At 44.1% G+C, this 24,304-nt stretch carries 14 protein-coding genes; 12 read left to right on the top strand and 2 right to left on the bottom strand.

The window, feature by feature from the left end; all coding sequences use genetic code 11:
- Positions 1 to 3,510 carry a SusC/RagA family TonB-linked outer membrane protein gene (locus TY03_RS12820; protein ID WP_042370651.1) on the bottom strand — a complete coding sequence of 1,170 codons (3,510 nt, stop codon included), beginning with the start codon at positions 3,508 to 3,510 and terminating at the stop codon, positions 1 to 3.
- 464 nt (positions 3,511 to 3,974) lie between these two features.
- Positions 3,975 to 4,823, bottom strand: a complete 849-nt coding sequence (locus TY03_RS12815) for a hypothetical protein (RefSeq protein ID WP_042370649.1) — start codon at positions 4,821 to 4,823, stop codon at positions 3,975 to 3,977.
- A 681-nt stretch (positions 4,824 to 5,504) separates the two neighbouring features.
- Between TY03_RS12815 and TY03_RS12810 the strand changes: the two genes are divergently transcribed.
- From TY03_RS12810 to TY03_RS12755, 12 genes are read left to right on the top strand one after another with little or no spacing between them, the layout of a single operon-like run.
- Positions 5,505 to 6,671: an exo-beta-N-acetylmuramidase NamZ family protein gene (locus tag TY03_RS12810; RefSeq protein ID WP_042370647.1), complete on the top strand. Its 1,167-nt coding sequence runs from the start codon at positions 5,505 to 5,507 to the stop codon at positions 6,669 to 6,671.
- 30 nt (positions 6,672 to 6,701) lie between these two features.
- Positions 6,702 to 8,150: a sodium:solute symporter gene (locus TY03_RS12805; RefSeq protein WP_042370646.1), complete on the top strand. Its 1,449-nt coding sequence runs from the start codon at positions 6,702 to 6,704 to the stop codon at positions 8,148 to 8,150.
- 12 nt (positions 8,151 to 8,162) lie between these two features.
- Positions 8,163 to 11,249, top strand: a complete 3,087-nt coding sequence (locus tag TY03_RS12800; RefSeq protein WP_042370644.1) for a golvesin C-terminal-like domain-containing protein — start codon at positions 8,163 to 8,165, stop codon at positions 11,247 to 11,249.
- A 10-nt stretch (positions 11,250 to 11,259) separates the two neighbouring features.
- Complete coding sequence (locus TY03_RS12795) at positions 11,260 to 13,140, top strand: outer membrane protein assembly factor BamB family protein (protein WP_042370642.1); 1,881 nt, start codon at positions 11,260 to 11,262, stop codon at positions 13,138 to 13,140.
- A gap of 8 nt (positions 13,141 to 13,148) precedes the next feature.
- Positions 13,149 to 14,606, top strand: coding sequence for a glycosyltransferase family 2 protein (locus TY03_RS12790; protein ID WP_042370640.1), 1,458 nt, complete (start codon positions 13,149 to 13,151; stop codon positions 14,604 to 14,606).
- Positions 14,607 to 14,614: 8 nt separating this feature from the next.
- Positions 14,615 to 15,565 (top strand): DUF4922 domain-containing protein, encoded by a 951-nt coding sequence (locus TY03_RS12785; RefSeq protein WP_042370638.1) that lies wholly within the window; start codon positions 14,615 to 14,617, stop codon positions 15,563 to 15,565.
- Positions 15,566 to 15,568: 3 nt separating this feature from the next.
- Positions 15,569 to 16,888, top strand: coding sequence for a SpoIID/LytB domain-containing protein (locus TY03_RS12780; RefSeq protein WP_042370636.1), 1,320 nt, complete (start codon positions 15,569 to 15,571; stop codon positions 16,886 to 16,888).
- 27 nt (positions 16,889 to 16,915) lie between these two features.
- A complete protein-coding gene (locus TY03_RS12775; RefSeq protein ID WP_042370633.1) occupies positions 16,916 to 18,205 on the top strand; it encodes an MFS transporter in 1,290 nt (429 codons plus the stop codon).
- Positions 18,206 to 18,265: 60 nt separating this feature from the next.
- Positions 18,266 to 19,453, top strand: a complete 1,188-nt coding sequence (locus TY03_RS12770) for an exo-beta-N-acetylmuramidase NamZ family protein (protein WP_230201981.1) — start codon at positions 18,266 to 18,268, stop codon at positions 19,451 to 19,453.
- A 39-nt stretch (positions 19,454 to 19,492) separates the two neighbouring features.
- Positions 19,493 to 22,327, top strand: a complete 2,835-nt coding sequence (locus TY03_RS12765; RefSeq protein WP_042370629.1) for an FAD-binding and (Fe-S)-binding domain-containing protein — start codon at positions 19,493 to 19,495, stop codon at positions 22,325 to 22,327.
- Between the two features lie 12 nt (positions 22,328 to 22,339).
- The gene (locus TY03_RS12760; RefSeq protein WP_042370628.1) at positions 22,340 to 23,461 is read left to right on the top strand and encodes an acyltransferase family protein; all 1,122 of its coding nucleotides are present in this window, start codon (positions 22,340 to 22,342) and stop codon (positions 23,459 to 23,461) included.
- Positions 23,458 to 24,297: a BadF/BadG/BcrA/BcrD ATPase family protein gene (locus TY03_RS12755; RefSeq protein WP_042370626.1), complete on the top strand. Its 840-nt coding sequence runs from the start codon at positions 23,458 to 23,460 to the stop codon at positions 24,295 to 24,297. Before TY03_RS12760 ends, TY03_RS12755 begins: the two co-directional genes overlap by 4 nt.
- The last annotated feature ends 7 nt before the right edge of the window (positions 24,298 to 24,304 follow it).

Raw genomic sequence — 24,304 nt, 5'->3', positions numbered from 1 at the left:
TTAAAAGTTCAACTGAACGCCAACCGACATACTCTTAAATGTTGGAGTTCCCACACCTGTACGTCCCGAGTTATAATTATCCGTATTAAACATAGAATAACCAGATATTACTTCCGCATCAATAGGAAGTCCACCCAACTTATCCCAAGTCACAAAATTCTCAAGAGCTACATAAAAACGCGCCTTTTGAACATGCACCTTTTTCATCCATTCCATTGGTAAAGAATAGCCTAGAGTAATATTCTTGATTCTGAGATATGACATATCTAGTAAATAACCAGATTGCTTCTTCATATTATAAGCATCGTTCGATCCTCCATTATTAAATGCACGTGGATAAAAAGCATCAGTACGGTCTTCTTTCCAGAAGTCACCTGCAATCGCTTGAGGCATTGCACCATCGGCAGAGTTATATCCCGCAATAGCAAGAAAACCATCCCCCCAAATCTCACGTTTGCCTACACCTTGGAAAAACAAAGATAAATCGAACCCTTTATAGTCGGCACCTAAGCGGAAACCGTATTCAAAGCGTGGAGTAGAGTTACCAATTACCTCTAAGTCACCATACATTGGATTACCATTTTCATCTAGTGCAACCGAGCGACTTCCATCATTTATTGTTCCATCTCCATTTAAATCAGTGTATTTTACATCACCAGGACCAAAAATAAAATCACCTCCTTGCAAGTAGTCTTGATAAGCTGCATTTGGATCTTTCAGTTTATTAACCATCTTCGCTCCCGCCACTGACGTTTCGTAGATTTTACCGCCTTTGATCCAAACATTCTTAATATTTCCATCACTGCCGTACTCAAAATCATCTTTTTGATAAAGACGGTCTGTACGATAGCCCCAAATTTCACCATATTTCTTTCCTACATACCAACTATCAACGCTTTTGGTATCGCCGTAAGCCGTAATTTCTGTTATAGCATCGGCCAAGGTAGCCATAATATTGATTCCAATACCATTAGCAAAACGATGGTTATAATCAACCGCTAACTCCCAACCGTCTGTTCGTAATGAACCAAAGTTTCCTTTAGGTGCTTCTGCGCCAAAACCAAGCGAAACATTACCCATGGGCACAATCATATTTTTCGTATCTCGACGATACCAATCAAAGGTAACACCTAATTCATTATTTAAGAAACGTAGGTCAACACCAAAATCGAGCGTAGTAATATCTTGCCAGGTAATGGAGGGAATAATCGCAGTAGGTGTGCCTACATAACCTACTTTACTTCCATCGCCGCCAATCCATGTACTTTGGCCAGTATCCATGGTAGGTACATATAACTTATTACTTACAGTTTGATCACCAATTGTACCCCATGATCCGCGAAACTTCAGTGAGCTCATTGCAGGTTTAACCCATTGCATAAAAGACTCTTCACTAGCACGCCATCCCATTGAGAAAGAAGGGAACCAACGCCACTGTAAGTTATTGGGAAATTTAGAAGTACCATCATAACGCAAATTGGCTTCTATCAAATAACGATCAAACAGTGCATAATTCACACGACCAAAAAAGCCCAACTGTCCATCCCATGCACTACCACCACTAGCTGTTTGTGTTCCGTAAGCTAAATCATATTGAGGGTTTTCCAAGTCCATCAATTTTGTTGTTTGTGACCAGTTATACTTCTCATCCCACGTAACACGATTCATTCCCAACATGGCTTTAATGCTGTTATTTTCATCAATCTGCCAATTATAGTTGGTATTCACATTAATCGTATTTCGATTAGCATTGGTTGACTTACGATAAATATGATCAGGATTAGCACCCGAACTTGTATATTCAAAATTACTCAAAGTATATGCAGGCATTGCACCAGGAGCACCAGGTGCTACTACACTACCGTTGTCATCTACATATACTTGATTCCCAGACGCATCTAATTTAGTTATAGCAGCTCCCCAAGTATTCAGTGCAGTAAAGCGAGTTCCCGGACGGTTGATTAATTCTTGCTCATTGGCGTAAGTATAATCAAAATCAACTTTCCAGTTTTTCGTGATATTGAGCGTTGCTCCTAAGTTAATATTTGTATAATTATTTTCTATATTCGCAGTATTAGCCTGTCTCGTTTCAGAAGCTGGACTACGAAGTTCTTCCCCCTCTTCATTATATCCCATAGGAACAGATGGTCCCCATCGATAGAGATATAGCCAAGGATCGGCAGTTGTAGAATTAGTAGAATAAGGATATCTTTTATTCCGTTTAGAATAAATTGCACCTGCTCTAATCGTTAAATATTTATTAATATCTGTACTTAAACGAACCGAGGCATTATAGCGTCTAAAATCATCATGTTTAGCCGTTTTCATTAAGCCCTCTTGACTCAAATAACCAAGTCCTACATTATATGTTGTACGACCACTTTTACCATTAATCGATGCATTATGTGTCATTGATGGTGTCCATTCGGCAATCATATAGTCATAAGGATCAAATGTTCTCATGCTATATTTACCTGTATCGGCGCCACGATACCAGTCACGTCCATATACAAATGGATCATTGGAGCCTATTTGGCCACCCCATTTCATTTGCCATTCTTTAGCTTTCTCGAAACTAGTACGATCTACCAACCAAAAAGCTCCGGCCTTCGTTCCTTTAACACGTTCAAAAGCTTCAACGGTATATTCCATTCCATCAATTCCAGCCATCTCCATATTTTTAGAGATATTTTGCCAAGAGAAATTTCCAGAATAAGTAACATTGACACTTTCTTGTTTTGCACCTTTTTTAGTAGTAATCAATACGACACCAAATGCGGCTTTAGCACCATATATGGAAGCGGAAGCAGCATCTTTCAATACAGAAATAGATTCGATATCATCAGGATTAATCATCTGAATAGAAGGGATTTCAACGTTATCCAATAGAATAAGCGGGGCAGATCCTCCATTTAAAGAACCTATTTGTCCACGAATCTTCATCACAGGGTCAGAACCCACCTCACCACTTGGAATAACAACAGAAAGCCCAGGGGTAGTACCCTGTAAGCCACGTCCAACATCTGCTATCGGCCTACCATTTAGCGTTTTATTCACGTCTACTGAAGCTACAGCACCCGTTAAATTTTCTTTTTTCTGCGTACCATACCCCACTACAACTATTTCATCCAATAGCTCAGAGTCTTCTTTCAGCGCAATTCTCATTGTGCGTTCAGCTTTTACCGTTTGCGTTTGATAACCCACAAAAGAAACCTGCAGCATAGCGCCCGGCTTTACATTGAGTTTAAATTGTCCATCCATATCCGTAATGGTTCCATTCGTTGTACCTTTTTCAACAACACTGGCTCCAATGACCGATATACCCGATGCATCAACAACTACACCCGAAATAGACTGCGATTGTTGCTGTTGCTCTGTTACATTATTGATACTGCCCGAAGCAGCTGAATTTGCCATTACATTCCCGGCTCCAATAAATAGAGCTGCGATTGCCACAGCGGTGAGGAGCTTGCTATTGCTTAGTCCTCTTTTTTTGTGATCTTCATTCATAAAAGATTGATAGTTTAATTAGTTAATCCTTTTGCTAAAAAGGTAAATAGAAAGAAGGTTAGAACAAAACGGATGTTGTTCTGCTGGATTAGTTCATGTCTCATAGGCACAATTCATTTAAAAGGTTCAAACAACTATTTCTTATCTATTAAAATTTCGCTATATAACTAAAGTTCTATCCGAACTTAGAAGAAATTTAGGATTCTTAAGCGTTTGTTTGGTAAAAAACACCTAAATGTCAAAAAACACACAAATAACAAAGGGAGATAAAACCTTTTATTAGAGGTTCTAACACAACAAAGATAGATATTAATTTAATATCTAGTACAAATATTTTATATAATTTATATTTATGATCATATTTTCACACTAGAGAGGCTGTTTTATAAGGGAAATAAGGCCTCAAAAGATATTTTAACTATAATAAATAGTCTTAATGATTTTTTTTCAAAAAGAACTTAAAGCTATGGTTCTTCAATATTCAAGGAATGGAACTCAATTAATCCGGCCATAGGCGTTTCTTCAATAACATCTATTTCGATACCAAATTCGTGTGCTACATCCCGCAATTGATCCGAATAACTATAAGCCAGCGAACCGACAAAACGGATAGGATAGTTTTTATAATCATACTGGCAGACATTGCGAACAAAGAAACTACGCAAATTGCTGGTCAACAAATTATAAACATACTCATTATCCAGATAGTCAGCCAGAAAATAAGAAAGAGTTGCCAAAAAGCGATTAGGAAAAGGGTGATTATAGACAGAGTCCATTACATCATTGGGCGAAATACGAAACTTCTCATAGAAATCAGTAGAAATCTGCTTGGGAGCCAACCCTTTTAATACATCTGATAAGAACAATTTACCTAATACAGAGCCACTTCCTTCATCTCCTAATATATATCCGGCAGCCTTGATGTTCTTTGCAATAATTTTCCCATCATAGAAACAAGAATTTGACCCAGTTCCTAAAATGCAGGCAATACCGGGTTCGCACTTGAATAAGCCCCGGGCGGCAGCAAGTAGATCACTCTCAACCTGTATCGGAGTTTTAAATTGAGCTACCAAAGAGGCACCAACAATATTTTTCTTTTCATTGGAGGAGCAACCGGCACCGTAGAAGTACACTTGCTCCAGTTTCTTTTTAAAGAAGGGCTCGGGCAATCCCAATCGAACACTTCTGCTAATTTCTCTCCGGCTCTGAAAAAACGGGTTAAGCCCTTCTGTAAAAACAGATTGCACAAGATGATCATCTTCAACCAATGCCCATTCAGTTCTTGTAGAACCACTCTCCGCGATAAGTTTCATTACGTAATTTTTTTGAATTGAATACAAATATAAGTTGTTTTGAAAGATAAACGAAACTCTTGACGTTTTTTTTGTATTTAGTATGTTCACTCTTCTCATTTATAACAACCCAATATAGCTAGTCTTATTTTTATGACCGTTCAAAATGGCTATAGTGCCTCACATTTAAAACGATTTCACGTACAGATCTAGGCAAAATTATATATGCATACATGACTAATAAATAAATATCATCACCAAGAACAGAAGAGTATAAAAAAGCAGGAAGCAGGAAAACACAACAAACGAAAGTTGAATAAAAACACATAAACTATTGAATATCAATTCACATTAAACGATTTACTAAAATTATAGAATCATGCTTTTTCTCGTTTACAAGAATAGTATATTAACACGATGTTAACTACGTACTCTTGGAGGGTAAGAATACGTATTTATTAATACCAAGAGTACGTATTCTTGGCTCAAAAGAAAAATAAAGGGATAGAAACGATTAACATTATTAAAAGACGACATGCTTCAATGTTCGGGTATTAAATTAACGAATAGGTAATTGAAAATGAAAACTAACACTTTTGTGAATTAACATATATAAATCTAAATATATCAAAACATTTGTTTTTGATATTAAAAATAATAATATCTTTGCTTCATCAACTTTTCCTCCTTAATAATAATATCATGAAGAAAGTTCTACTTATAGCATTGTTGATATGTAGCACCCTGTTTTGTCAGGCGCAAACAGAACGCGTCATAGTAGGTGCCGAACAATTAAACGAATACCTTCCTCTATTAAAAGATAAACGAGTGGCTATCTTTTCCAACCACACAGGAATGGTTGGAGACAAACATCTATTGGACGTATTACTCGAGCATAAGATAAATGTAGTTGCTATCTTCTCACCCGAACATGGTTTTCGGGGAGATGCAGATGCAGGTGAGCACATTTCAAGCTCGGTAGATAAAAAAACAGGTGTACCCATACTCTCTTTATACAATGGTAAATCGGGAAAACCGAGTAAAGAGTCGATGAAGAAATTCGATATATTGGTTGTAGACATACAAGATGTAGGGCTACGTTTCTATACATACTATGCCTCGATGGTGAGGTTAATGGATGCCTGCGCCGAGTCAAACCGGAAAATGCTGATATTAGATCGACCGAACCCCAACGGACACTATGTAGATGGTCCTATACTCAACATGAAATACAAATCGGGAGTGGGCTGGCTACCTATTCCGATTGTACATGGTATGACTTTGGGCGAATTGGCAGGTATGGTCAATGGCGAGCACTGGCTACCGGCATCTCGCACTTGCGACATTACAGTGATAAAGTGCCGCAACTATACACATCAAACGATGTATCAATTACCCGTTCCGCCGTCGCCAAACTTACCTAACATGAAAGCGATCTATTTATATCCATCGACTTGCTTCTTTGAAGGAACACCCGTGAGTTTGGGTCGGGGTACCTCTCTCCCGTTTCAGGTATATGGACACCCCAACATGAAAGGTTATAATTACAGCTTCACTCCACGTAGCTTGCCCGGAGCTAAGAATCCACCGCAGCTAAACCGTGTGTGCTACGGAGTCAATCTTAGCGGACTAAGCGATGAAGAAATCTGGAAAAAAGGAGTCGATTTAAGCTACGTAATCGATGCCTATCGGAATTTAAATCTCGATGATCACTTCTTTCGCCCATTTTTTGAACTGCTTGTGGGCACTGATTACGTGCGCAAGATGATTAAAGAGGGAAAAAGTGCCGACGAGATTAAAGCCATGTGGCAAGGGGATGTGGTAAAGTTTAAGAAACAACGCAAGCCCTACTTGCTTTATCAAGAATAATTCGAAGTATTTACTAAAAATAAGAATACGATGAGCCCTGTTTCCGTTTTAATCACGATCGTAGCTTACTTTCTGATTCTGTTTACAGTATCGTACATTGCCGGCAGAAAAGCCGATAACGAAGGTTTTTTCGTAGGGAATCGCAAATCGGCCTGGTACGTAGTAGCCTTTGCCATGATTGGCTCGAGCATCTCGGGAGTCACCTTTGTTTCGGTACCGGGCATGGTCGCAGCAAGCAGCTTTTCATACCTGCAAATGGTGCTCGGATTTGTAGTGGGGCAGTTTATCATAGCCTTCGTACTGATCCCGCTCTTTTATCGGATGAATTTGGTTTCTATTTACGAGTATCTCGAAAATAGATTTGGAGCTTCTTCGTATCGAACAGGAGCCTGGTTCTTTTTTATTTCAAAAATGTTGGGAGCGGCGGTCAGATTGTTTCTGGTTTGCCTTACACTGCAATTATTGGTATTCGAACCCTTCCACTTGCCCTTTCTATTGAACGTCATTATTACCGTTGCATTGGTTTGGCTCTACACCTTTCAAGGGGGAGTTAAATCATTGATCTGGACCGATACACTGAAAACGTTTTGTCTCATCGTATCCGTTGTACTATGCATCTGGTTCATTGCCGCCGACCTCGATTTGGGAGTTGGAAGCATGATTACCACTATAGAGAAGAGCGATTTATCGCGTATGTTCTTCTTCGATGATGTAAATGACAAGCGCTATTTCTTTAAACAATTTCTGGCAGGCATATTCACCATGATTGCCATGACGGGACTCGATCAGGATATGATGCAACGTAATTTAAGTTGCAAGAACTTCAAAGATTCGCAGAAGAATATGATTACAAGCGGCATCTTACAATTCTTTGTCATCTTACTGTTTCTGATGTTGGGTGTATTGCTTTATACATTTACCGCCCAACAGGGTATTGAGAATCCCGCCAAAAGCGATCAGCTATTTCCTATGGTCGCTACCGGGCATTATTTTCCGGCTGTCGTAGGAGTTCTATTTATCATCGGACTCATTGCAGCAGCCTATTCTGCTGCCGGATCGGCATTGACGGCTCTGACGACTTCATTCACCGTCGATATACTGAAAGCAAAAGATAAACCCGAGAAGGAGTTGGTAAGTATCCGTAAACGAGTACACGTAGGCATGGCCGTTGTGATGGGTGTTGTCATCTTCGTGTTCAACATGCTAAACAATACCAGCGTTATCGATGCGGTTTATATTCTGGCAAGCTATACCTACGGACCGATATTGGGATTATTCGCTTTTGGCATCTTTACGAAAAAGGCCGTTCGCGACCGGTATGTACCGCTCATAGCGATTCTTTCTCCGGTGCTCTGCTTTATTTTACAGAAGAATTCCGAAGCCTGGTTCCATGGATACCAGTTTAGCTACGAATTATTGCTGTTTAATGCCTTTTTTACCTTTATAGGTCTTTGTCTGCTGATTAAAAGAAACGATTAACTTAACATAAAAATGAAAAGCATCCGTACCTCCCTATTTGCATTACTCATAGTAAGCTTGCTCCCACAAGCTGCTATGGGGCAAAACGTGACTCCCGAAACATGTTCTGCCATCGGTAAAGCCATCGACGCTATTGCCCGGAAAGAAATCTCGGTCGGAAAGATTAAGATTGACTCAACTCATGTTACAGCAAAGGAAGTGCATCTGTTTGCCAACTACAATTGTTCGTACATACCTTTCCGGGAAGAGAATGTAGAGCGTATTTATAGGGAGGTACGCGCCCTGCTTCCAACGGAGTTGGGCAAACATCGGGTACGCATATATACCGATCGCCATCTGATTGAAGAACTCATACCACTGGCTATGCGGAGTAAGAAAGATAAAAAAGCGCTTACATTCAGCCACAAGGTAGACAAACCACTCATTACGCGCCTATCGGTTCCTTATACACCCAGCAATGGACTACAGAACCGCCATATCGCGTTATGGCAAAGCCACGGGTACTATTATGAACCGAAGTTAACGCGATGGGAGTGGCAACGGGCACGCATTTTTCAAACCGTCGAGGACTTGTATACACAGAGCTATGTACTACCGTTTTTAGTGCCGATGCTTGAGCAAGCGGGGGCAAACGTATTGATTCCACGCGAACGTGATACGCAAACCAACGAGGCAATCATAGACAATGATGGTTCTTTAAGCCAAGGATCTGTATATAGGGAGCAAACAGGCAGTAAAGCATGGAAAGCAGCACAAGCACCGGGCTTTGCACAGCTACTCGCTACCTATAAAGAGTTCGAAAATCCATTTAAAGAGGGAACTTATCGACTCGCAGAGACAATCAAGAAAGGAAAAGAGAGCTTGGCAGAATGGATTCCGGAGATTCCACAAAACGGTAAGTATGCGGTTTATGTCTCATATCAAACGGTAGAGAACGGAACAGACGATGCTTTATACACTGTTTATCACAAGGGGGGAGTTTCGCAATTCAAGGTCAATCAACAGATGGGCGGTGGTACCTGGATTTATCTGGGCCACTTTGCGTTTGACGCCGGAAACAGTGAAAACGGGAAAGTGACTTTAAGTAACCGCTCATCCAAAGCCGGACGAATCGTAACAGCCGATGCCGTAAAAATCGGAGGAGGATATGGAAACATCGCCCGTCGTATATCCGATGAAGGTGCAACGGAAAACAAAAAGAGTTCAGATACCAGTATAAGCCCTATTAACAAGCAACTGCCGACGGTCAATTACCCATACGAAACGAGCGGTTATCCGCGTTTTTGTGAAGCTGCCCGTTACTGGATGCAATGGGCCGGCATACCCGACTCGATCTACTCCGAAAGCCGGGGAACAAACGATTATACCGACGATTATAAAGCGCGCGGACACTGGGTGAACTATTTGGCCGGAGGCTCACCGGTTAACCCCGGCGGGCAAGGACTAGGAATTCCGATTGATATGGCTTTTGCTTTTCATACCGATGCCGGTACTACGCCGAATGACTCCATCATCGGCACCTTAGGCATTTTCTACACCGACGTATCCAATGGCAAGTATGCAAACGGAGCTTCGCGTTTAGCGGCTCATGATTTGACCGACTTGATCCAATCAACAATCACCCGCGATATACGAACCTTATACGAACCGGATTGGACACGCCGGGGGATGTGGAACAAATCTTATTATGAAGCACGGGCACCTCAAGTGCCTACCATGCTATTGGAGTTGCTCTCACACCAAAACTTTGCGGATATGCGTTACGGACTCGATCCACGCTTCCGCTTCACGGTAAGTAGAGCTATCTATAAAGGTATCTTACAGTTTGTCTGTTCGCAATACAAAATGCCTTATGTGGTACAACCGCTACCCGTCGATCATCTAAGCCTCCGCTTTACGACCGACAACGAAGTGGAACTCAACTGGCAACCGGTAAACGACCCGTTGGAACCAACCGCCAAGCCCGATAGTTACTTGGTCTACACACGTATCGGCAACTCCGACTTTGATCATGGCACTCTAGTTAAGGGTACCTCCTATCGTACTACATTGCCAACCGACGTAGTATGTAGTTATAAAGTAACTGCGGTTAATAAAGGAGGCGAGAGCTTCGCTTCCGAAATACTCTCGGCAGGAAAGGCTACCAACAGCCACGGTACAGTTCTTATCATCAACGGTTTTGATCGTATTAGTGCACCGGCCGATTTTGTAGCAACAGCCGATTCGTTGGCAGGTTTCTTAGATAGATTGGATCATGGGGTTCCGTATAAAGAGGATATCAGCTATATTGGAAGCATGAAAGAGTTTCGTCGCCCGATACCTTGGATGGACGATGATGCATCGGGCTTTGGAGACAGTTATGCCAATTACGAAACCATGGTTATAGCAGGCAATACATTTGATTACCCCTCAATACACGGTGCTGCCATACTGAAGGCCGGATTTTCCTTTACTTCCTGTAGCGATGAAGCAATTCAGGATAAAACCATACACATGGAGCCTTTTCAGGTAGTAGACCTGATTCTTGGAAAGGAGTGCCAAACAAAGATGGGACGGGGTGGTATCACTCCCCTGACTTTTAAAACCTTCGATCAGGAGATGCAAAAAGCCATTACGGATTATTGCCGGGCAGGGGGTAACTTCTTTGTATCGGGTGCATATGTCGGCTCTGATTTATGGGACAACAGATTGGCAACACCAAACGAAGAGGATAAGACGTTTGCAACAGAGGTATTGAAGTATAAATGGCGTGTTGGACAGGCAGCAACGACGGGAAAAGTAAAAACCGTTATTTCTCCTTTCTCGCACCAAATAGATTCGTATAGCTACTACCACGAGCTCAACCCACAATCCTATGTAGTAGAATCGCCGGATGCCATTGAACCGGCCGACAGCCAAGCGACTACCGTTATGCGTTATGCCGAAAATAACCTAAGTGCCGGTATAGCCTATAAAGGAGCTTATCGAACCTACGTACTGGGTTTTCCCTTTGAGTCGCTTCGTACAGCCACCGAGCGGGAACAGTTAATGAGAACGATATTGAACTTCTTTACCGACGAAACATCGGTATCCGGTTCGTCAGTAAATAATCATCCTTAATAGCAAACCGATGAACAGAAAAAGAAATAGTTGCATGATCTGGCTACTCATTTGTTACGTAACACTCTACGCACAAGTTGGGGAGCGATTTCGTTTTGCTTTGCTGACCGATCTTCACGTCACCGAACGAACGACTGCTGCCGAGGATCTGGAACGAACAGTCAACCAGCTTAATGAGACACCCGATCTTGATTTTGTGCTCATCTCGGGCGATGTAACCGAGGAGGGCGACCGTGCTTCTTTATTGCGCACCAAACAGTTACTCGACCAACTTCGGGTGAAATACTACATCATTCCGGGCAATCATGAAACCAAATGGAGTGAGAGTGGAGTCACCGACTTCGGACACATCTTCGGAAGCGAACGTTTCAAGTTCGAGCACAAAGGCTTTCTGTTTCTCGGCTTTAATACCGGCCCGCTGATGCGCATGGCAGACGGACATGTAGCGCCGCAGGATATCACCTGGATGAAAGAGGAATTAATGAAGGTGGGGAAAGAAAAACCGGTTTTTCTCGTCACACACTATCCCTTGCAAAAGGGGGATGTAGATAATTGGTACGATGTAACAGATGCTGTACGCCCGTATAACATACGCGCCTTTCTGGGCGGACATTATCACTCGAATCGGGCACTAAGGTATGACGGTATTCCGGGTATTCTCAATCGCTCGAACCTTCGGGGTAAGGATTCAGTAGGTGGATACAGTATCTATCAGGTAACACCCGATTCGCTATACGTCTTTGAACAGAAGATAGGTGAAAAGCCTCAACAGTGGACGGCACTCTCGCTGACGAAGTCTTATTATACGGAACAGGGAGCCACTGATAAATACCCCGACTTCTCGGTCAATCAAACGTATCCGCAAGTGAAAGAACGATGGCTGATACAAACCGGAGCAGGCATCTATAGTTCGCCTGCCGTATATAAGAATCAAGTGTTTGTGACCGATGACTTAGGCTTTCTCACCGCTTACAGCCTCAAAGAAGGCAAAAAACTGTGGAGTTTCCGCAGTGGTAATCGAATTGTCGGTACACCTGCCGTAGCAAACGGCAGGGTTGTCTTCGGATCGGCAGACAAAAACATATATGGCCTTGACGCAAAAACCGGAAAGCTTTGCTGGAAAATAGAAGCCGCCGAGCCGGTATTAGGTGCCGTAAGAATAGAAAAAGGCATTGCGTATGTAGGTGCAAGTGATCATACATTCCGAGCCATTCGAATCAAAAACGGAGAACTTGTTTGGAGCTACAATGGAGTGAAAGGGTACATCGAGACATTACCGCTTATCGAAGGCGACAAAGTCATTTTTGGTGCATGGGATAACACACTCTATGCGCTCGACAAGCATACCGGGAAAGAACGGTGGAAATGGAACGGCGGACTAACGCGGATGCACTTCTCTCCTGCTGCCGTATGGCCGGTAGCAGCCCATGGAAAAGTATTTATCACTGATCCCGAACGTGCTCTGACAGCAATCGATCTGGAGAAAGGTACCACCGTATGGCGCACTTATCAATCGAAAGTACGCGAAACAATCGGCCTTTCGGAAGATAAAGAACGGTTGTACAGCAAAACAATGGGCGATAGCATCGTTTGCTTTTCCACCCACGGTAACACCCCTCAACAAGTATGGGCATCGAACGTAGGGTTTGGTTATGAGCATGCCCCTTCCATGCAAGTAGAAAAAGAGGGCATTGTATATGGGAGTACGAAAGGAGGTCTTATCTTTGCACTCAATCCGTCGACAGGAAAGGTGCTATGGAAACATAAAGTGGGAAACTCGTTGATTAACACAGTGCTTCCGATAGGAGATCGAAGTGTGCTCTTCACCGCTACCGGTGGTGAAACAGGATTATTGAAATGGAGTAAAAAAACAAAGAAACAATCTAATTAAAAAACAATATGAAGACAACCATCAACTGCTTTATCCCTTTTGCGGGAGCAGCACAAGCCGAAAAGACCGTACAAGGACTTCAAGCAACCGGACTCGTAAAAACGATCTATCTGATAAGTGCCAACCCAACAGACCAACCTTTACCGGGCTGCGAACTACTATCGGTCGATTTCTTTGCAAATAGTGCAGCCATGTGTGAAATTGCAACCCGATCGGATGCAGCATACACATTGATTTATACCAAAGAGACTACGTTGGAGTTAGGCTTATTCGCTCTTGAGCGCATGGTACACATTGCCGAAGATAGTGGTGCAGGGATGGTATATGCCGATCATTATCAAGTAATAGGCAACGAACGGAAGAATGCTCCTGTTATCGACTATCAGGCAGGGAGCTTACGAGACGACTTTAATTTTGGATCGGTATTATTATTCAATGCCCAAGCGTTCAAAGAATCTGCCGGACGAATGAAAGTCGATTACGATTACGCCGGATTGTATGACCTGCGGTTGAAACTGTCTCAAAAGTATCCGTTGGTACACATCAATGAATACTTATACAGTGAAGTCGAGAACGATACCCGCAAAAGTGGTGAGAAAATATTCGACTATGTAGATCCGAAGAATCGGAACCGGCAAATAGAAATGGAAGCAGCTTGTACCGAACACTTGAAAGAGATTGGAGGCTACCTGCCGCCAAAATTCAAAAAGATAGAGTTTGCAGCAGATAACTTTGAGTACGAAGCTTCGGTTATCATCCCCGTACGCAACCGCATCCGTACCATTCGCGATGCTATTCGATCGGTATTGGCTCAAAAGACAGACTTTAAGTTCAACCTCATCATCATTGATAATCATTCGACCGATGGTACTACCGAAGCCATTGATGAGTTCAAGGAAGATGAGCGACTGATTCACCTGCTTCCCGAGCGCAACGATCTGGGTATTGGTGGATGCTGGAACGTAGGTGTGCATCATCCTAAATGTGGAAAATTTGCCGTACAACTTGATAGTGACGATGTGTATGCACACGAACAAACACTTCAAATCATGGTTCGGGCTTTCTACGAACAAAATTGCGCCATGGTAGTGGGCACCTATATGATGACCGACTTCGATATGAATATGATTGCTCCCGGCATTATCGATCATAAAGAGTGGACACCCGAAAATGGTCGCAACAATGCATTACGCATCAATGGTCTGGGTGCTCCGCGTGCATTCTATACACCGGTATTGCGCGCTATAAAAGTACCGAACACGAGTTATGGCGAAGATTATGCATTGGGACTGAACTTCTCGCGTCACTACCAGATAGGACGCGTATACGAAGTGGTCTACCTCTGCCGCCGCTGGGATGACAACTCGGATGCTTCGCTCGACATCGTAAAAATGAACGGACACAACCTATACAAAGATCGTATCCGCACTTGGGAGCTGCAAGCTCGTATTGCAATGAATAAGTAAGGATCATCATGAGAAATACAATACAAAACCTATTCAATGATCAACTCGACACCTGGATGCTGGCAAAAAACAATTATGCGGCTCTGGAACAGGTAAGAGTGAAAGAGCTGATCGTTAACGGTATCGGTTACAAGGTGCAGTTCAACCCCGCACGCATCGTTTCTTCGGCTGCCAAGGTAGATAGTAAGTCGATACAGGAACGCAAGTGCTTTCTCTGTCCGGCTCATTTACCGGCAGAGCAAAAGGGCATTCCTTTTGGTGAACGATATACCTTATTGGTCAATCCGTTTCCCATCTTTCCACGGCACCTTACAATTCCCGAGAAAGCGCATGTAGATCAACGCATCCTGATGCGAATAGGCGATATGCTCGATCTCGCAGCCACGCTTCCTGACTTTGTGATCTTTTACAACGGACCAAAATGCGGAGCATCAGCACCCGATCATGCCCATTTTCAAGCGGGTAACAAAGGATTCTTACCCATTGAACAACAATGGAAAACCCGGAGAGAAAAGAGGATTGTCACGCAAGGAGAAGCAACACTCTGGCTGTTGAATGATGCTCCACGCCATACGCTCGTCATCGAAAGCAGGCACAAAGAAGAGGCTGTTGAACTGTTTCATCGCATCTACAATGCACTTGACCAACAGGCAGACCAAGAAGAACCGATGATGAATGTTCTGGCATGGTTCGAAACAAACGGAGAGCAAAACCAAGATAGCGGAACGTACGTTGTCTGCGTATTTCCTCGTAGCCTACACCGACCATCGTGCTATACAGCCGAAGGTGAGGCGAATATGCTAATCAGCCCGGCTTCGGTAGATATGGGTGGTGTATTTATCATGCCGCGCGAAGCCGATTTCGAGAAAATAACAGCAACCGACATAGCCAATATATTAACCGAAGTATGCCTGTCGGCCGAAGCGCTTGAATCATTAATCGAACGCATAAAACAATAAACCATGAACGAACCTCAAGTACAAGTCGGCATTCTCTTTGAGCCGCAGATAACATTCGTTTTACTTGCTCCTTATCACTTCGGTGGTAAAGAGGTAAGCGGACCACAAGTGGTGAAATATGATCAGGGACTCATCTTGTGGAACGGGCAACATTACAAAGAGTTACTCTTTACCCCTGTTGACTACGCCACCTCCTGCTTTGAACTGACAGACGTAACCATCGGTATCAATTTTCATTGGGAGCGCAAAGAGAATCAACGTTTTCTGGGCTCGTTCAAATGCATCGTAGAGCACGGAAAGCTAACCGGAATCAATGTAATAGGTGTAGAGGATTACCTGACCAGCGTCATTTCTTCAGAGATGAGTGCGAAAGCATCTTTGGAGTTGCTCAAAGCACACGCGGTGATATCACGCAGCTGGCTGCTCGATAAGTTGAAGGTAGTCGAACAAGCCAATCACGTACCTGCGGCAGATTCTTCAGCCACCGTTAGTCATTCGGAGTCGGAGTTTATCAAATGGTACGAATGCGATGCACATACTCACTTCAATGTCTGTGCCGATGATCACTGCCAGCGCTACCAAGGTATTACGAGAGCCTCTACCCCACTTGCGGCAGCAGCAACCTCCGCCACCCGGGGAGAGGTATTGATGAGCGGAGGCAACGTATGCGATGCACGTTTCTCTAAATGTTGCGGAGGAGCGTTTGAAGAGTTTGCCTCGTGCTGGGACAATCGCTCACATTCGTACCTTCAGAAGCAGCGGGATAGTAAGACGGTGACTGAATTGCCCGATCTACGTCTGGAAAGTGAAGCAGAACAATGGATACGCTCGTCGCCCGACGCTTTCTGTAACACAACAGACAAACGAGTACTGGCTCAGGTTCTGAATAACTACGATCAGGAAACAACCGATTTCTATCGGTGGCAAATAAGCTACACACAGGAAGAGCTATCGAAGTTGATCTTCGAACGTTCGGGCATCGATTATGGAGACATTATTGATCTTATTCCGATAGAACGCGGAGTATCGGGCAGACTGATTAAATTAAAGATAGTTGGCACCAAACGTACCCTGACCATTGGCAAAGAGTTGGAGATTCGTCGCACCTTATCCACCTCACACCTATACAGTTCGGCATTCGTTATCGACAAAAGAGACTTGAAAAAAGGAATACCCGGTACCTTTGTCATCACCGGCGCCGGATGGGGACATGGCGTAGGTCTTTGCCAAATAGGAGCTGCCGTTATGGGCGAACAAGGCTATGCATACGACGAAATACTATTGCATTATTATCTGGGTGCAACAATCGATAAACTATATTAACGAAAACACTATACCAACGTTACGATCATGAAAAACCAAATAAAATCTCCTTGGGCCTGGATACCCACTCTTTATTTTGCGCAGGGGCTACCCTACGTAGCCGTGATGACGATCTCCGTCATCATGTACAAGAATTTAGGTATTTCAAATACCGACATTGCTCTGTATACCTCGTGGTTATATCTACCGTGGGTGATTAAACCCTTTTGGAGCCCGTTTGTCGATCTGCTGAAAACAAAGCGTTGGTGGGTAATCACCATGCAACTCTTTGTAGGGGCAGGATTGGCCGGTATCGCTTTTACCATTCCCATGTCTAATTTCTTTCAAACAACACTCGCTATCTTCTGGCTGGTAGCCTTTAGCTCTGCCACACACGATATTGCAGCCGACGGATTCTATATGCTCGCTCTCAATGTCAAAGATCAAGCGCTGTATGTAGGTATCCGAAGCACCTTTTACCGCATTGCTACAATTGCAGGTCAAGGGTTGCTCGTTGTATTGGCGGGAGAGTTAGAGAAGCGTACCTCCAGTATTGCTATGGCATGGAGTATTACGTTCTATATTTTAGCAGGAGCATTTATTGCTTTTTACCTCTATCATAGCTTTATTTTGCCGAGTCCAAGCTCCGACCGCCCAGCGGCAGGTGAAGTAAATGCCCGAAATATTTTCAGCGAATTCTTTGCCACCTTTGCCTCTTTCTTCCGTAAGAAACAAGCGTTCGTAGCCATACTTTTCATGCTATTCTATCGTTTCCCCGAAGCACAACTGGTCAAGCTCATTAACCCATTCTTGCTCGATCCTTTGGAAAAAGGCGGTTTAGGATTGACTACTGCCGAAGTAGGCTTTGTGTATGGAACGATCGGTATTATCGGTCTAACGCTCGGGGGTATCATAGGGGGTATCTGTGCCGCTCGTGGAGGACTGCAAAAGTGGCTCTGGCCAATGGCTTGGAGTATCTCGCTGACTTGCATCACCTTTGTATACCTAGGTTATTTCCAACCGCAAGACTTTGTAATTATCAACATCTGTGTCTTTATTGAGCAATTTGGTTATGGATTCGGCTTCACGGCCTATATGCTTTACTTGATATACTATTCGGATGGTGAACACAAAACAGCTCATTATGCCATTTGCACAGCATTTATGGCATTGGGAATGATGTTGCCCGGAATGGCTGCAGGATGGTTGCAGGAACAAATAGGATACGAAAACTTCTTTATTTGGGTGATGATATGCTGCGTTGCGACCATTACCGTTTGTGCATTTATTAAAATTGATCCGAATTACGGAAAGAAAACCGAAGACTCAACGAAATAATCCATTATGAAAAAGATAACAGTTTTATTACTCACTCTTGCCTGCCTCTTTGCCACCCACATGCAGGCGCAGAAGATCAGAATTAAAACAGGTATTGAAGTACTAAAAGAACAGAATTTCAAATGCCTGGAAGGCAAGCGTGTCGGGCTCATCACCAACCCTACCGGAGTAGACAACCACTTACGCTCAACGATCGACATACTGCACGAAGCACCCAATGTGAATTTGGTAGCACTCTACGGTCCTGAACACGGAGTACGCGGTGACGTACATGCAGGCGATAAGGTAGACAGCTCGACCGATTCGGCCACGGGACTACCGGTATATTCACTCTATGGCAAAACACGCAAGCCTACACCGGAGATGCTGAAAGATATCGACGTATTGGTGTATGACATTCAAGACATCGGCTGTCGCTCATTTACCTACATCAGCACTATGGGAGTAGCCATGGAGGCTGCTGCCGAAAATGGGAAAGAGTTTATCGTATTGGATCGTCCTAATCCGGTAGGTGGGCTCAAAGTAGAAGGTAATCTAACGGAGGATAAGTATATTTCATTTGTCAGTCAATTTAAAATCCCGTATCTTTACGGCCTCACTTGTGGCGAGTTAGCACTTCTGTTAAACGGCGAACGGATGTTGGCCGGAGAACCCTGCCGCCTGCAAGTGGTGAAGATGAAAGGTTGGAAACGCAAAATGGACTATACAGCGACTGGACTACAATGGGTGCCATCATCTCCCCATATCCCGCATCCTCACTCGGCAGTGTTTTATCCGGTTTCGGGTATCCTGGGCGAGTTGGGCTATATGTCTATAGGTGTAGGTTATACCATCCCTTTTCAAATGTTTGCTGCCCCATGGATAGAAGCCGAAAAGCTGGCCAATGCCTTGAACCAGCTCCATACGCCAGGTGTTATCTTCAGACCCATGTATCTTAAACCATTCTATTCTGTAGGACAAGGTGAACTCTTACAAGGCGTACAAGTACACATTACCGATATGAAGCAGGCACGCTTAAGTGAAATTCAGTTCTTGGTAATGCAGGAAGTAGCCGCTCTATATCCCGATAGAGCCGTGTTCGATCATGCAGATAAAGGACGGTTCTCCATGTTCGACAAAGTAAGTGGTTCCAATCAGATACGCGAACGCTTTGCCCAACGAAACCGATGGGAGGACGTTCGTGACTATTGGTACAAAGATGTAGATTCGTTCAAGCGATTATCAAAGCGTTATTATTTATATAAATAATCAGACTCCGACTAAGTCGTTTAAAAAAACAAAAAGAATATGGAGAAGGAAAATAGATACAAGGCTTTTCTGGAAGACGTTCGCACATTCGTTTCGCAAGACAGAATATATGTCGATGAACTCCACCGGCTGGCTTGGGGTACCGACGCAGGCTTCTATCGCCTGGTTCCACAAATAGTTATCCGCTCGGAAAATGAACAGGAAGTATCTAAACTCTTGCGCATAGCCTATCGCCACGAACTACCCGTCACGTTTCGTGCAGCGGGAACGAGCTTATCGGGACAGGCTATTAGTGACTCCATACTCATTGTAGCGGGTAAACATTGGGAGCGATACTCCATTTCGCCCGATCATGAGCAGATTACGCTTCAACCGGGCATCATTGGTCAACGGGTCAATGAGATTCTAGCTCCCTACAAACGAAAGTTTGCTCCCGACCCCGCCTCCGTAAAAAGTGCTATGGTGGGAGGTATTGTCATGAACAATGCCTCCGGAATGAACTGCGGCACACATGCCAACAGCGACCGTGTACTCCTCTCGGCACGTCTGATACTACCCAACGGAACGATACTCGATACCGGATCGGAGGCTAGCCGGGCACAATTCAGATCCTCTCACACCTCTTTTATATCAACTATCGAAGCAATTCGTAACCGGATATTGGCCGACGAAACACTTGTAGCGCGTATCCGCTATAAATATTCAATCAAGAATGTGATGGGGCTTAATCTGCTTCCTTTCATTCTGTCCGATAATCCGTTCGACATCATCGCTCACCTATTAGTGGGTTCGGAAGGCACGCTCGCATTCCTATCTGAGGTAACGATGAAAACCGAATACGACTACCCCCACAAAGCAAGTGCCATGCTTTACTTTAAAGACATCAAAGAAGCATGCCGGGCAGTGGTAGCTATGAAGGGATTAATGAGTTCGGAAGGCACTCCTATCGTCTTCGGAGCCGAATTGCTCGATCATAAATCACTCGCTTCGGTCAACGACACCACCGGCGAGAGACTCACCGCCGTACTAACCGAAACCAAAGCGTGTACAGCAGAAGAACTGAAGATGCGCATAGATACGATTACGAAGACACTTGCAGCATTCGATACATACCTGCCACCCTACTTTACCGATCGGGCAGAAGAATACTCCAAGTACTGGGCTATCCGTTCGGGTATTTTTCCTTCGGTAGGCGGAACGCGTCAACCGGGCACCACCTGCCTGATTGAAGATGTAGCATTTCACATAGCCGATTTGCCCGAAGCAACAGCCGAATTGCAAGCACTCATTGCCCGTCATGGATATGACGATGCTTGCATCTACGGACATGCACTCGAAGGGAACTACCATTTTATTATCAACCAAAGCTTTAGTACAGAACGAGAAGTAGAACGCTATGCTTTATTGATGGAAGATGTAATCAAATTAGTTATTGATAAATATAACGGATCACTGAAAGCCGAGCACGGCACCGGCCGAAATATGGCACCATTCGTACGCTATGAATGGGGAGAGGTTGCTTATCAATTTATGAAAGAGGTTAAACATCTCTTCGACCCCAAAGGGCTACTCAATCCGGGAGTCATATTCAACGACGACCCATTGTGCCACATCAAGAACTTCAAACCCTTGCCGCTTACTCATCCGGCGGTAGATAAATGCATTGAATGTGGCTTTTGTGAGATTAACTGCCTCACCTGCGGCTTCACTTTGTCGTCGCGTCAGCGCATCGTTGTACAGCGCGAAATAAGCAGACTCAAACAAAGCGGTAGCAATCCGCAGCTCCTTGAGAAGCTAGAAAAACAATATCAGTATCCGGGCAACGAAACCTGTGCGGGTGATGGACTTTGTTCCTTATCGTGTCCGATGGGGATTAACACGGGAACACTGACACACGTACTTCGTGAGACCAAATTTCCTATCGGTAGCTTTGCCTATAACATCGGCAATTTTGCTGCCAACCATTTCCGCGGTATCAAAGGTAGCATTCGTCCGGTATTGAGACTGGCAAATACGGCACACGGCATCGTAGGAACGAAGAACATGCAACATATAGCCAAAGGTATGCATCAATGGATGGGACTCCCTTTATGGACTCCTGCCATGCCCAAAGCCTATAAAATAGATAAAGAATTAGTAAAGAAATCGCCTTCGGCAACCAATGACCCATTGAAGGTTGTTTACTTTCCAAGCTGTATTAACCAAACAATGGGTCTCCCTCGTCAATCACCGACTGCACAACCACTTGTTAATAAGATGTTAACACTGCTGCAAAAGGCAGGTTATGAGGTAATCTTTCCCCGGGAAATGGATAAGTTGTGCTGTGGTACGATCTGGGAAAGCAAAGGTATGCCCGACATTGCCGACCGTAAAGCAGCCGAACTGGAAACAGCATTATGGGAAGCGTCTGAGCAAGGGCGTTATCCGGTATTGTGTGACCAAAGTCCCTGCCTGCATCGAATGAGAGAAACCATCTCACGCATGAAGCTTTATGAACCCGCTGAGTTCATCAGTGTCTTTCTAACCGATAAGCTCACGTTCACTCGTACAGACCGCCCCGTTGCGCTACATATTACCTGCTCCATGCGCCGTATGGGTTTGGCAGACACGATCATGGCCTTGGCTAAGCGATGCTCTGCTCATGTTCTCGTTCCCGAGGAAGTCGGTTGTTGCGGATTTGCCGGAGATAAAGGTTTCACTCACCCCGAAGTAAATACCTATGCACTGCGAAAACTTCGCCCTCAGATAGAAGCAGCAAACATTCCTATCGGATATTCGAACAGTCGAACCTGCGAAATCGGCTTGACCACAAATGCAGGTATCCCCTATGTATCCATTGTTTATTTAGTAAACGAATGTACAACTTCAAAATAACCTTATACAATCATGAGTAAAACAGTCAACTCCCGCTTACTGGCACTGGATGTCTTACGAGGTATCACTATCGCAGGGATGATCATGGTCAATAATCCGGGTTCTTGGGGCACCATCTATGCCCCACTGAAACACGCCGAATGGAACGGTTTAACACCAACCGATCTTGTGTTTCCATTCTTTATGTTCATCATGGGTATTTCCACTTATATCTCACTGCGTAAATACCAATTTGAATTCTCCATGTCGGCTCTGACTAAGATTCTACGACGCACACTGGTTATCTTTGCTATCGGCTTGGGTATTGGGTGGTTCTCCATTCTTTGCCGTACAGGCGAATGGCTACCATTCGATCATATTCGCATTCTGGGTGTTATGCAACGCCTTGCTCTCTGCTACGGTGCAACAGCCATCATTGCGCTAACCGTTAAGCACCGATATATTCCGGCACTCATTGTGGTCATGCTGGGGGGATATTTTATACTGCTTATCACGGGCAATGGCTTTGCTTACAACGACACCAATATCCTATCCATTGTAGATCGGGCAGTATTGGGAGAAGCGCATATGTACAAAGACAATGGAATTGACCCCGAAGGACTGCTTAGCACCATTCCCGCCATTGCACATGTACTCATCGGCTTTTGCGTAGGCAAGCTTCTCATGGAAGTGAAGGATATCAATGATAAGTTATTACGTCTATTCTTGGCGGGTACTATCCTTACCTTTCTTGGCTTTTTGCTAAGTTACGGATGCCCGATCAATAAAAAGATATGGTCTCCTACTTTCGTTCTTGCCACCTGCGGATTAGGTTCCAGCTTTCTGGCATTACTAGTGTGGCTCATCGACGTGAAAGGCTTTAAAACATGGTGCAGACCTTTCGAGGTTTTTGGTGTAAACCCCTTATTCATTTACGTTATGGCAGGTGTTCTTTCCATCCTGCTTGCCAATATCACCATTCCTTATGGCGCTACAGGCGACATGATGGCACTTAAGACTTATTTTTATTCCGTTATTCTTCAGCCCGCATTGGGCGATTACCCCGGCTCGCTGGCATACGCATTGCTCTTTGTTATATTAAACTGGGGCATCGGATATATACTATACAAAAACAAAATATACATTAAAATATGATACTAATAGCAGATAGTGGTTCTACCAAGACAGATTGGAGCGTGGTAGACAAAGGACAATTGATCCAGCAAATTTTCACCAAAGGCACCAATCCCTTTTTCCAGTCTGAGGAGGAAATTAGTACTGAGATAGCCAGTACACTGCTTCCTCAACTGGATACACATACTTTTGAAGCCGTTTATTTCTATGGAGCAGGCTGTGCCTTTCCCGACAAGATAGAAACCGTGCGTCGTGCCATTGCAGCACACCTGCAAGTCACTAACACGATCGAGGTAGATACCGATATGCTGGCAGCAGCCCGGGGATTATGCGGACACGAAGCAGGGATTGCCTGTATCATGGGTACCGGTTCTAACTCGTGTTATTATGATGGTAAGCAAATCGTCAACAATGTTTCGCCATTAGGTTTCATTCTGGGCGATGAAGGAAGTGGGGCTGTTATAGGCAAACTATTGGTAGGCGACCTGCTCAAAAATCAAATGCCCGACGGTTTGAAGGAGGAGTTTCTCGAGCAGTTTGGCTTGACTCCGGCCGATATCATCGATCGCATCTACCGCCAACCCTTCCCCAACCGATTCTTGGCCAGCCTGTCGCCTTTCGCTTGGCAGCACTTGGATGAGCCAAAGGTGCGTGCCTTGGTCTTAGGTAGTTTCCGTGCTTTTTTGGAACGTAATGTGAAGCAATATGATTATGAACATGTACCGGTACACTTTATCGGATCGGTAGCCTATTACTATCAGGAAGTACTTGCAGAAGCCGCCACTGCTGCCGGCATCAAACTTGGCACAATCATTCAGAGTCCGATGCCCGGACTCATTCGATTTCATCACTCTTAATATTCTA

This window comes from Bacteroides neonati (assembly GCF_000499785.1).
Lineage (GTDB): Bacteria > Bacteroidota > Bacteroidia > Bacteroidales > Bacteroidaceae > Bacteroides > Bacteroides neonati.
The sequence above is the reverse complement of the archived record's forward strand: the minus strand, read 5'-3'. Positions and strand labels throughout refer to the sequence as shown.

Bases quoted from the DNA above. Each gene is read 5' to 3' on its own strand.
- TY03_RS12820 (WP_042370651.1), bottom strand. From the start codon at position 3,510: ATGAATGAAGATCACAAAAAAAGAGGACTAAGCAATAGCAAGCTCCTC.
- TY03_RS12815 (WP_042370649.1), bottom strand. From the start codon at position 4,823: ATGAAACTTATCGCGGAGAGTGGTTCTACAAGAACTGAATGGGCATTG.
- TY03_RS12810 (WP_042370647.1), top strand. From the start codon at position 5,505: ATGAAGAAAGTTCTACTTATAGCATTGTTGATATGTAGCACCCTGTTT.
- TY03_RS12805 (WP_042370646.1), top strand. From the start codon at position 6,702: ATGAGCCCTGTTTCCGTTTTAATCACGATCGTAGCTTACTTTCTGATT.
- TY03_RS12800 (WP_042370644.1), top strand. From the start codon at position 8,163: ATGAAAAGCATCCGTACCTCCCTATTTGCATTACTCATAGTAAGCTTG.
- TY03_RS12795 (WP_042370642.1), top strand. From the start codon at position 11,260: ATGAACAGAAAAAGAAATAGTTGCATGATCTGGCTACTCATTTGTTAC.
- TY03_RS12790 (WP_042370640.1), top strand. From the start codon at position 13,149: ATGAAGACAACCATCAACTGCTTTATCCCTTTTGCGGGAGCAGCACAA.
- TY03_RS12785 (WP_042370638.1), top strand. From the start codon at position 14,615: ATGAGAAATACAATACAAAACCTATTCAATGATCAACTCGACACCTGG.
- TY03_RS12780 (WP_042370636.1), top strand. From the start codon at position 15,569: ATGAACGAACCTCAAGTACAAGTCGGCATTCTCTTTGAGCCGCAGATA.
- TY03_RS12775 (WP_042370633.1), top strand. From the start codon at position 16,916: ATGAAAAACCAAATAAAATCTCCTTGGGCCTGGATACCCACTCTTTAT.
- TY03_RS12770 (WP_230201981.1), top strand. From the start codon at position 18,266: ATGCAGGCGCAGAAGATCAGAATTAAAACAGGTATTGAAGTACTAAAA.
- TY03_RS12765 (WP_042370629.1), top strand. From the start codon at position 19,493: ATGGAGAAGGAAAATAGATACAAGGCTTTTCTGGAAGACGTTCGCACA.
- TY03_RS12760 (WP_042370628.1), top strand. From the start codon at position 22,340: ATGAGTAAAACAGTCAACTCCCGCTTACTGGCACTGGATGTCTTACGA.
- TY03_RS12755 (WP_042370626.1), top strand. From the start codon at position 23,458: ATGATACTAATAGCAGATAGTGGTTCTACCAAGACAGATTGGAGCGTG.